Source organism: Acetobacter sp. DsW_059, assembly GCF_002153695.1.
Lineage (GTDB): Bacteria > Pseudomonadota > Alphaproteobacteria > Acetobacterales > Acetobacteraceae > Acetobacter > Acetobacter thailandicus.
Window position 1 is genome coordinate 31,763 of the sequence record NZ_JOPI01000006.1, and the last position, 11,082, is coordinate 42,844.

Annotated in this window: 9 protein-coding genes; 2 read left to right on the forward strand and 7 right to left on the reverse strand. The window is 52.9% G+C overall.

The features are described from left to right. Positions 1-24: 24 nt before the first annotated feature. Positions 25-1,410: a class II 3-deoxy-7-phosphoheptulonate synthase gene (locus HK25_RS01540; RefSeq protein ID WP_086554543.1), complete on the reverse strand. Its 1,386-nt coding sequence runs from the start codon at positions 1,408-1,410 to the stop codon at positions 25-27. Between the two features lie 308 nt (positions 1,411-1,718). On the opposite strand from HK25_RS01540, the gene HK25_RS01545 reads away from it, so the two are divergent. Then, positions 1,719-2,117 carry a hypothetical protein gene (locus tag HK25_RS01545; protein WP_086554544.1) on the forward strand — a complete coding sequence of 133 codons (399 nt, stop codon included), beginning with the start codon at positions 1,719-1,721 and terminating at the stop codon, positions 2,115-2,117. Positions 2,118-2,125: 8 nt separating this feature from the next. On the opposite strand, the gene HK25_RS01550 is transcribed toward HK25_RS01545, so the two are convergent. Continuing rightward, on the reverse strand, positions 2,126-2,749 hold the full coding sequence (locus HK25_RS01550) for a YigZ family protein (protein WP_086635084.1): 624 nt from the start codon (positions 2,747-2,749) through the stop codon (positions 2,126-2,128). A 131-nt stretch (positions 2,750-2,880) separates the two neighbouring features. Between HK25_RS01550 and HK25_RS01555 the strand changes: the two genes are divergently transcribed. Next, positions 2,881-3,258, forward strand: a complete 378-nt coding sequence (locus HK25_RS01555; protein WP_143295950.1) for a hypothetical protein — start codon at positions 2,881-2,883, stop codon at positions 3,256-3,258. 27 nt (positions 3,259-3,285) lie between these two features. Here the strand turns inward: HK25_RS01555 and ligA are convergent, their stop codons facing one another. From ligA to ftsZ, 5 genes are all read right to left on the reverse strand, one after another. Then, positions 3,286-5,400: an NAD-dependent DNA ligase LigA gene (gene ligA / locus HK25_RS01560; RefSeq protein ID WP_233127576.1), complete on the reverse strand. Its 2,115-nt coding sequence runs from the start codon at positions 5,398-5,400 to the stop codon at positions 3,286-3,288. After that, complete coding sequence (gene recN / locus HK25_RS01565; RefSeq protein ID WP_086635086.1) at positions 5,384-7,117, reverse strand: DNA repair protein RecN; 1,734 nt, start codon at positions 7,115-7,117, stop codon at positions 5,384-5,386. Before recN ends, ligA begins: the two co-directional genes overlap by 17 nt. Before the next feature lie 153 nt (positions 7,118-7,270). Then, complete coding sequence (locus tag HK25_RS01570) at positions 7,271-8,221, reverse strand: outer membrane protein assembly factor BamD (RefSeq protein ID WP_086554549.1); 951 nt, start codon at positions 8,219-8,221, stop codon at positions 7,271-7,273. A 97-nt stretch (positions 8,222-8,318) separates the two neighbouring features. Further along, the gene (gene lpxC / locus HK25_RS01575; RefSeq protein ID WP_086635087.1) at positions 8,319-9,290 is read right to left on the reverse strand and encodes a UDP-3-O-acyl-N-acetylglucosamine deacetylase; all 972 of its coding nucleotides are present in this window, start codon (positions 9,288-9,290) and stop codon (positions 8,319-8,321) included. A 154-nt stretch (positions 9,291-9,444) separates the two neighbouring features. Then, the gene (gene ftsZ / locus HK25_RS01580; RefSeq protein WP_086635088.1) at positions 9,445-11,082 is read right to left on the reverse strand and encodes a cell division protein FtsZ; all 1,638 of its coding nucleotides are present in this window, start codon (positions 11,080-11,082) and stop codon (positions 9,445-9,447) included.

The window sequence follows — 11,082 nt, forward strand, 5'->3', positions numbered from 1 at the left end:
GTTTTATCAATATCAGAACGAGTTTTAGTTCTGACGTTTGTCTGTCAGTTCTTCTGCCATCAGGAAGGCAAGTTCGAGAGACTGCTCAGCATTGAGGCGCGGGTCACAGAAGGTTTCATAACGATCGCCCAGATCAGATTCTGTCAGGCATTGCGCGCCTCCCACGCATTCCGTGACGTTCTGGCCAGTCATTTCAATATGAACACCACCGGCATGTACACCTTCAGCGGCGCATACATCAAAGAACCCTTTAACCTCACGCATAATGGCATCAAAAGAGCGTGTTTTAACATTTTGCGTTGTTGAGGTTGTGTTGCCGTGCATGGGGTCTGTCAGCCAGGTAACCGTACGACCGGTCTTTTTCACAGCCCGCATAAGAGGGGGAAGATATTCGGCAATTTTATCTGCACCCATGCGTGAGATAAGAGTGATACGGCCGGCTTCGTCTTCAGGGTTGAGGAGCTCAAGCAGCTTTTCAAGATCTTCTGCTTTGGTGGTCGGACCAACCTTGATGCCAAGCGGGTTACGCACACCACGTAAAAACTCAACATGCGCTCCATCAGGCTGACGGGTACGGTCGCCAATCCAGATGAAATGGGCTGAGCAGTCATACCATTCATCAGAGGTGGAATCGATGCGTGTCATTGCCTGCTCATAAGGCAGCAGCAGCGCTTCGTGAGAGGTATAAAACTCGGTCTCGTCAATCTGAGGGGCTGAACCTGCATCAATACCACAGGCTTCCATGAAGGAGAGGGTTTCGCTGATTTTTTCTGCGGTGGCGCGGTAACGACCGGCCAGTGGAGAGCGCTCAACAAAACCGAGGTTCCAGCGGTGCACTTCATGCAGGTTAGCGTAACCACCGCGTGAGAAGGCGCGCAGCAGGTTCTGAATGCCAGCCGACTGGAAGTAGCCGGTCTCCATACGTACCGGGTCAGGAATACGGGCTTCTGCTGTAAATTCAGGGCCGTTAATGGTGTCGCCACGGTAAGAGGGCAGGGTTACACCATTTTGTGTTTCGGTGTCAGAAGAGCGAGGCTTGGCAAACTGCCCTGCCATGCGCCCAAGCTTAACAACCGGTACTTTTGCACCAAAAGTCAGAACAACGGACATCTGCAGCAATACACGGAAGGTGTCGCGTACGATGTCAGCTTTGAATTCGCTGAAGCTTTCGGCACAGGGGCCGCCCTGAAGGACAAAGGCTTTCCCCTGGGATGCCAGAGCAAGCTGACGGCGCAGACGCCTTACCTCACCGGCAAAGACCAGAGGCGGGTAAGAGCTCAGGCGGTCTTCAACAGCTTTCAGTGCAGCAGCATCAGGATAAGAAGGCATTTGTCTGACAGGAAAAGAGCGCCAGCTATCCGGCATCCAGGGCGCAGATATAGGGGTAGGCTGGACACGCGAGGCAGTCATGGACTTTATCCTGTCAGTTCTTGATGGTTCAGTATTTTAAAACATAGTGCGTAAAGTCCGGCAGAGCATCAGAGATCACTGCACGGGGTAGCCTTTATGTCTAAAACAGAAGAGATAGGCAAACCTGAATTTTTCATAAAATATGTAATGATTATCAAAAAGCTGATAACGGAGGCAGACGCGGGGCTGCCCGTTGCTGGCAGATTAGCTTTTTTTTGTAGTTAGTGCGATACTATGCGCATCAGTTGTCTGGCTTCTGACAGCCTCAGAATGGCAGGCACAAACTTATTTTATAAAGGTAAAGGCTGATGGTACTGCTGCGTAAACAGACTTACCTGGTTCTGATGGCTATGGGCCTCGGCGTTGTGGCGGCTCCTCACGGAGCAGCTTTTGCAGACCCTATGGTTCCTGATGGTAACATTTCCTTTGGTTCAGCCGGTATGGGTAATACCGGGGTGGGAAGCCAGAGTCGCACGTCTGAAAAGAAAGTGGTTCATGGCCACAGGAGCCTGCCTCCTGGCTATCAGGACGCACCGTCAATGGAGTTTAATCACGGTGCCGACCCTGATCATCTTGCTAAGGTACACCGCGATTCAGTGACAGGATCTGATCTGTCAAAATATGGTACGGCTTACCAGAACAGCGGGCCTTATGGTGATGGCGCTATGGGGGATTCGACTGGTAACGGATGGGTTACCCACCGATAATAACGACGTTACACGCTGTTTGTCTGGTGCTCTAAGTCGTCAGTCAGCAGTCTGACAGAGATCTGCCCGCTACTCAGATCAGCAAGATGATCTGAGAGAGCCTCGCGCTGTGCCTCAGGGAGGGTGAGGGTCATTTGTGCTCCCTGTGCGTCAAAGCTGGTCTCCGGTGCGTCTTCGGTAAAGCTCTGAAGGCGTGCCTGTACCAGAGAGAGCAGTGAAAAGGGTGTGTGAAACGTCAGGGTGACACGTTCAATTATTGGTTCTTTGGGGGCCTCACGCAGGCATTCAGCTGCGGCACCGCTATATGCTCTGATAAGCCCGCCAGCCCCAAGTTTAATGCCGCCAAACCAGCGGGTTACAACAACGGCAACAAAATCAAGCTGCTGTGCTGTAATAACCTGCAAAATAGGGCGCCCTGCCGTGCCTGACGGCTCTCCGTCATCGTGGCACCGGCAGTGAGGTCCGACCTGCCAGGCCCAGCAATGATGGGTTGCCTCAGGTGCAGATTGTGCGATCGTACGAATAAAATTTTCAGCATCATCGCTCGTTTTGACCGGGGCTGCCCGTGCCAGGAACCGGCTTTTGCGAATTTCCTGCTCTCGTTCAAAGGGGCCTGTCAGTGTCTGCATCATAGATGGCAGAGTAACAGGGCAGGCGCAGGGCAGACAAGAGAGGAGTGCTGAAGGTCCATTATTGCCTAAAGTGAGCAGAAATGGCAGAAACCTGAGGTGTAAGTCTTTGTATGCAGAAAGGGTATTAGATTATGGCATATCGGTTCTGCCGGAGAGTTCTTGTTCTGACAGCAGCTCTGGTCGTTGCTGGTTCTGCGGTGCCGCACCATTTTGCCCGGGCTGATGATGACGGTGGTGATGAAGAGGATGTGCACAAAGCCCCTTCTATGCACTCACTGGCTGCAAAACCACCTTTGCCGCGTGCACATAAAGATTTCAGCAAGTTCCGTTATACACCGCCAGGTGATAAGATTGTTGAGCAGGCAGCTGCAAACCGCCTTTTGTTCTGGACAAAAGACGGCAAACCCGATGGTTATGCTCAGCGGCGTGGCAATAGCATTATTTACTATGATGCTCAGGGCAAGGCGGTACGGGTGCAGCGCCTGACTGAAGCTGAACTGGCAGATTAAGCGCAGCTCAGCCTACTAAATTATATTTCAGGCGAGTGTCTCGCCTGAAGGCAGCTGCCCTTTATTGTTACAAAATTCGATCCATTCTGCTTCATTCAGCGTGGTGATACCCAGCTCAGTCGCTTTTTTAGCTTTTGAGCCTGCTTTTTCACCCAGAACGACCAGGTCGGTCTTTTTAGAAACAGAATCAGAAACCTTTGCTCCCAGGCGTTCTGCCATAGCGCGTGCTTCCTGACGGCTCAGCGTCGTCAGTGTGCCGGTAAAGACAATGCTTTTGCCTGACAGCCAGCCTTCCGCTGCCTGCTCTTCTTCTTCAATGGTCAGAAAGCTTTTCAGTTCGCTGAGCGTCTGTCTGTTATGCTCTTCTTTGATAAAAGCAACGAGGTCATCTGCGATAACGCTGCCGATACCGCTGATAGAGCCGAGTTCAAGCCGTTCATCAGAGCCTGTCAGGGTTGCTTTCTGCAACTGACTGACCCAGTTTTCATAGGTGCCATAATTGCGGGCAAGCAGGCGGGCTGTGCCTTCGCCAACGCGGCGAATACCCAGAGCGAAAATAAAACGGGAGAGGCTTATTGTTCGTCTGGCTTCAATAGCCTGGAGCAGTTTCTGCACGGACTGCTCCCCCCAGCCATCACGTTTCATAATGACGTCAGCATGTTCTGACAGGCGGAAAATGTCAGCGGGAGTCTGAATGAGCTTATCGTCGTAAAATTCACGAATACTGCGCTCTCCCAAACCTTCAATGTCAAAAGCCTGGCGTGATACAAAATGAATCAGGCGCTCAACGATCTGTGCGGGGCAGGTTAACCCGCCTGAGCAGCGGCGTACAGCTTCACCTTCGGGGCGTATGGCAGTGGCCCCACAGGCAGGACAGTGAGCCGGAAACACGAAAGGTGCTGCGCGGGGTGGCGCATCAGGTTCCGGGGGGAGGACGGAAACGATTTGTGGAATAACATCCCCGGCACGCTGCAGCGTAACTTTGTCGCCGGGGCGCACGTCTTTGCGGGCTATTTCATCTTCATTATGCAGTGTCGCACGTGACACCAGCACGCCACCCACATTGACAGGCTCAAGATGTGCAACCGGCGTGAGAGCCCCTGTGCGTCCGATCTGAATTTCAATGGCGTTGAGAGTTGTAATGGCCTGCTCTGCCGGAAATTTCCACGCAATAGCCCAGCGGGGTGCGCGCCCGGCAAACCCAAGACGCTCCTGCAGGGAAAGGTCGTTTATTTTATAAACAATACCGTCGATATCGTAACTCAGGCCGGCACGCTCGCGGGCAACCTCATCAAAAAAAGATTCGGCCTCACTGATATCATTTAGTTTTCGTGAAAGAGGATTAACCGTAAACCCCCAGGCTTTCAGCTGCTCAAGATAGCTCCAGTGGTCAGCCGGCAGAGGGTCAGAGGTAAAGCCCATAGCGTAAGCAAACAGTGCCAGTGGCCTGCGTGCTGTGACGGCAGGGTCAAGCTGGCGGAGCGAGCCTGCGGCAGCATTGCGGGGGTTGGCAAAAGGCTTACGGTTTTCAGCCAGCTGCGCAGCGTTGAGTGCCAGGAAATCCTCTTTGGCGAGAAAAATCTCTCCGCGTATTTCAATAAGGTCAGGTACCGGGCCGGGCAGTGTTTTGGGCAGATTGCTTATTGTGAGCAGATTGCCGGTAACATCCTCACCTTCTCTGCCATCGCCGCGGGTTGTGCCTTTTACAAACTGACCTTTTTCATAAGTAAGGCTGATCGACAGCCCATCAATTTTAGGTTCAGCAACAAAAGTGAGCTGTTTGCTTTCTGCCGGGCTTAGACCCAGGAAGCGGGTTGCTTTGGCAACAAAACTTTCAAACTCTTCCTGATCAAATACGTTATCGAGTGAAAGCATAGGCACAAGATGACGTGATTTTTTAAACAGTGAATCGGGTGCTGCACCAACGGCACCGGCGGCACTGTTTTCAGGTTCAGCTTCGGGAAAAGCGGCCAGAAGAGAGTCGTACGTCCGCCGAAGCGCATCATATTCTGCATCGCTGATCTCGGGGGCATCATCCTGATAATAGGCAGCGTTATGGCGACCAATCTGGTCAGCCAGGCGTTTGAGTTCGTCTCTGGCTTCTGCAGCAGTAAAAGAGCTTTTGTCAGGGTGCGGGGTCATCTTTATGTCCAAGTAGGCTGGCAGCAGCAGCACGGGCGGCATCAGTTACGGTATCGCCAGCCAGCATACGTGCAATTTCTTCCTGTCTTTCTTCAGGCTGAAGAGGGGCTGCATGGGTTTCGGTCATGTTATTACGCACGCGCTTGCCAATGCGCAAATGGGCATCGGCACAGGCAGCAACCTGCGGGCTGTGTGTCACGGCCAGTACCTGTACAGAACGTGCGGCCAGTCTGTGCAGGCGTTCACCAATAGCTGCAGCCGTAGCACCGCCAACCCCGGCATCTATTTCATCAAATACAATAGTGCCGATAGAGGATTGCTCAGCCAGAACCAGTTTGAGGGCCAGCATAAGGCGCGATAATTCACCCCCTGAAGCCACTCTGGCCAGGGGGCCGGGTGGCTGGCCCGGGTTGGCGGCAATCAGGAACGAAATGCTCTCCATACCCTGTGCGTTCCATTGTTCAGGGGGGAGGGGTTCAAGGCTGACAAAAAAGCGGGCACGCTCAAGTTTAAGGGGTTTAAGCTCGCTGGTAACGGCTTTTTCGAGTTTGCGGGCTGCTTTTTCGCGGGCTTCTGACAGTTTCTCAGCATTGCTCTGAAATGTTTTTAAAGCCTCTTTAACTGCCTGCTCAAGTTCGTGCAGCTGAGAGGTGCCGTTATCAAGAGCCTGCAGGCGGTTTGTCAGTTCATTAAGCAGCGAGGGGAGTTCTTCAACAGCAACATCATGCTTGCGGGCGGCGGCCCGCAGGGCGAACAGGCGTTCTTCTGCTTCCTCCAGCAGGCGGGGGTCAGCTTCAGAATCCGCAGCCAGGCGTGAGAGCAGCATTTCTGCTTCAGCAAGAGCTGTTTCAGCCTGCTCAAGTGCTGTCAGTGCATCGTGTGTACGGGTTTCAAGAGCGCCGGTCGGAGTTGTATCTGCATCTGACGGAGCGGGAAGAAGGCGCTGTAATGTGCGGCTTGCAGCCCGCAGAGCAGCAGCCGGGCCGTTATTTTTCCGGTCTCGCGGTGTCAGTTCTGAAAGTGCAGCCGCAACAGCTTCACCCCGACGTTCTGCCTGTTGCAGGCTATGACGTAGTTGTGCCAGCTGTTCTTCTTCGCCTTGCTGTGGAGCGAGTGCTGAGAGTTCAGATACGGTGTGCCGCAGCCATTCTTCTTCCTTAGCAGCCTCATGCAGCATTTTGCGGGCTGTACGGAGTTTATCGCTGAGCTGGCGCCAGGCTGTATAGGTGCTGCTGACCTGAGCGATAAGAGAGGCAGGCACACCATAGGCGTCAAGAAGGGTGCGGTGTGTGGTTGAGTCAGTCAGCCCGATTTGCTCGTGTTGCCCCTGAATTTCAACCAGGGTTGCAGCAACATGGCGCATGAGCGTGATGCCGACCACCTGGTCGTTGATCCATGCGCGTGAGCGCCCCTCGCGCGACAGGCTGCGTCGCAGAATAAGGGGTTCATCAGTTTCAGCAGTAATGTGATGTTCGCGCAGAAGGTGATAGACCGGATGGTCTTCAGTGAGCTGAAAGCTGGCTGTTACCTGTGCTTCCTCAGCTCCGGCTCTGACCAGTCCTGCGTTTGCACGCGCCCCCGTAGCCAGCCCGAGACTGTCGAGCAATATTGACTTGCCGGCACCGGTTTCACCGGTCATGGCGGTAAAGCCGCGATGAACAGAAAGATCCAGTGCTTCGATCAGAACAATATCTCTGATGGAAAGATGTGTCAGCATAAGACCCTGCCTGAATATCTGTCCGGTAAGACGTGCGAGAAAAATACGCGTTACGTGTCAGCTAAGATTTTATATGAAATAAATCAGAACATAACAAGAACGCGTAGTCTTTTTTATGACAGGTCCCGTCGTTAGAAAAAGGATCTTTCTGCTTTAGTGCTGTGGAGCCGGTGCTGACTGAGCCTGTGGTTGTGTCATTGCATGCGGGGCCGGAGCATGACCCGCATCGGTTGGCGAACTCGTTTTTTTATCAGGTGCAACAGGCTGGCTTGCCTGTGCTGTTACAGCTTTGCCAGGTGCAGGAAAGTTACCACTGAGCAGTTTATAGCGTTTCAGGTCATCATAAGCAAAACGATACCATTTGCTGCCAGGGTAGTTATAGCCGAGAACGATACCCGATTTACGGGCCTGATCTGTTAACCCAAGGTCGAGGTAGACCTCAACCATACGCTCCAGGGCTTCGGGTACGTGGTTGGTAGTCTGAAAGTCCTGAACAACGTGCTGATAGCGGTTGATGGCCGCCTCATAGTTGCGCTCGCGCTGATAAAAGCGGCCAATAAGCATTTCTTTGCCGGCCAGGTGGTCGCGGCAAAGGTCGACTTTCAGTTCGGCATCCTGTGCGTATTTTGACTGAGGAAAACGGGTAATTACTTCACCAAGAGCTTCCATTGCCTCAACAGTACCCTGCTGGTCGCGTTGTACGTCAGCAATCTGCTCATAAAAGCACAGCGCGCGCAGATAATAGGCATATGCTTCATCTGAACTGGTGGGATGAAGGCTGATAAACCTGTTTAGCTGCTGAACGGCTTCAGGATATTGCCCCTTAAGATAATAGGCATAACCTTCCATAAGCTGAGCATTCGCAACGTAGCCAGAGTAAGGGTAGTTTTGCTGAAGTACTTCAAACTCTGCTGCGGCAAGCGTGTAACGACGGGTACGCAGGGCGTCGATCCCGTTATTATAGAGCGTTTCAGCTGAGGCCAGCTTAGGGATTTGAGGCGTCCCCTCTTTGAACAGAGAACAGCCAGACAGGCTCAGCAACACAGTTGCGGAGAGTATACGGGATATATGGCCGCGAAAATGAAGTGCTTTTATGACGCTCACAGATGTACCAGCTCTCTGAAGTGATGCAGTCTTATAGCATGTAAAACGTGTAAGAAAAGAAAAGAGAAAGAATGTTTCCTTCTCTTTTTATCCGGCATTAGTTTGTGCCAGCTGATGCGGGAACAAAGCGCCATGCTTTGCTGTCAGAAAACAGGGCTCTGAGAAGCATGTTATTAAGCCCGTGACCTGAACGGTATCCACAGAAATGCCCGCGTAAAGGGGCTCCTGCTGTATACATGTCGCCTGCGGCATCGAGAATTTTATGACGGACGAATTCATCATCACAGCGCAGGCCATCTTCGTTGAGAATCCGTTCCTCATCGACAACGATAGCATTATCAAGCGAGCCCCCGAGAGCAAGGCCGGCACTGTGCATCGCTTCTATTTCCTTAAGCAGGGTAAAGGTGCGGCAATGTGCAATGTCCTGGCGGAAGGCCTGGGGTGTCAGTTTAAATTCTAAGTTTTGTTTACCAATGGCCTGAGCAGAAAAATTAATACCCATTGAAAAGGTAAGGCCCGCATCAGATGAGGGGAGAAGCTCAGCAAAAGAGTCTCCGTGTTCAACGCGTACCGGCCGTAAAATTTCAATACACTGACGAATTTTATGCTGGCGGGTTGCTCCGGCACTTTCAATCAGAGAGATAAAGTCGCGCGAGGATCCGTCAAATACCGGCAGTTCAGGGCCATCAACTGTGACCAGCACATTGTCAATATTGCACCCGGCAAGAGCAGCCATAAGATGCTCAATGGTTGCGACACGGTTTTCTGAGTTCTCTGTCTCGCTCAGAACAGTGCTGAGGCGTGTGTTATGCACATTACTGAATAAGGCTGGTAAAGGCTTTCCTCCGATATCGCTGCGCTGGAAAACGATGCCATGACCAGCATGCGCAGGAGTGAGGGTGAGCTGAATATGTTTGCCTGTGTGCAGACCCGTGCCGGTACCTGTAACAGCTTTACCAAGAGTATGCTGATATAAGGTTGCATCTCTCGTGTTCAGTGCAGAGACGGGGGACAGGATTTCCTGCGTAACACTAAGGAGTGTGCGAGGGTCCAGGGAGAGGCTGTCCATGGGGGCGGTGTTATCCTGCAGAGTTTAAAGGCGATTATGCTTTTAAAATAAAGGTTAAAAACCGTTTCTGGCCAGTCAAGGTTTATTGCGGTCTGTTACAAAGCCCCTTCATGCTACCATTACAGGTAGCATGAACGCTGACTTTCCTGAAAAATTACCGACGCAGAAAAGTCGGTATTTCAAGTCCATTCTCATCTGAATCAGCCGGACGAATGCTGACACCCTGCTGATGGCTGGGCTGTCCCTGATGTGTGTTCTGAGGGGTGTGTGTCTGCTGTTGTGCCGGCCCCTGGTGGGCAGCCTGCTCATGCTGTGCCGGATAGTGCTGGGACTGATGCGGCTGAGGCTGAGGGTTATGCTCGTTCGTATGCTGGTCGTTCGGGTTTGTACGACGGAACGGGTTGGTCATGCGCCCGAACAGCCCGCTGCGAGGCTGAGTGTTTGTCGGTGGTACAGCGTGACGCGGCGTTTCAGTGAACAGCCCTGCACGTGGTGACGGACCAGGACGCATCAGAGGCTGCTGTGCCGCTGGTGGAGGCGCCATGCTGGCCTGCTGCTGCCCGGGCAGGCTATGTGCAGGCGGCGGTGCTGCATGGCCGGTCTGGCGTGATGGCTGCTGCTGATATGGCTGGCCTGCATTATGTTGTGCTGCTGGCTGGCTGGCTGGCTGATTAGGGTAAGGTATGGTTTCGTGTCGTGTAACCTGCTGCGGTGCCGGCTCAGGCTGGCTAACTGCTTCTTTACCCGTATTTTGTGGCGTTGCTCCTGATGGGGGGGCTGAAGAAGACTCCCCGGGTGCAGCCTGAGGCCTGTCGAGTTCAGGCATATCGATACCCGTGGCTACAACAGAGACACGAATTTTGCCGTTCATGGTCTCGTCAATAATCGAGCCCCAGATCATATTGGCATCGTCCGTAACTTCACGGCGGATACGGTTGGCGGCTTCTTCCATCTCGAACAGAGTGATATCTTCACCACCGGTGATGTTAACCAGCAGTCCCTGTGCGCCAGACATCGAAGCATCTTCAAGCAGAGGGTTGGCAATGGCGGCTTCAGCGGCTTCGATTGCACGGTTATCACCTTCAGCCTCACCCGTGCCCATCATGGCTTTGCCCATTTCAGCCATGACGCTGCGTATATCCGCAAAGTCAAGGTTGATATAGCCTGGTGCAACCATCAGGTCGGTGACACCACGCACACCCATATAGAGCACATGGTCAGCCATTCTGTACGCTTCACGCAGCGTTGTACGTTCACTGGCTACGCGAAAGAGGTTCTGGTTAGGAATAACAATCAGAGTGTCAACATATTGCTGCAGCTCACGGATGCCTTCGTCTGCTATACGGGCGCGGCGTTTACCTTCATAATCAAAAGGCTTGCTGACCACCCCAACAGTCAGAATGTTCCGCTCGCGTGCCATGCGTGCAATAACTGGAGCTGCCCCTGTACCTGTGCCTCCGCCCATACCTGTAGTGATAAAGACCATGTGAGAGCCTTCGAGATATTTTGAAATCTCATCGGCGGCCTCTTCAGCAGCCCCTCTGCCCACTTCAGGTTTGGCACCTGCACCCAGACCATGGGTCAGGTGCGGACCAAGCTGAATACGACGGTCAGCCCGGCTTTTAGCCAGACTCTGCGCATCCGTATTAGCGACAACAAACTCTACCCCCTGCAGGCTGGACGCAATCATGTTGTCGACAGCATTTGTTCCGCCCCCGCCAACACCAATGACTGTTATTCGTGGTGAAAAGTCAGAGTGGCTTTGTTCAGGAACAGTGAGGTTCAGGGTCAT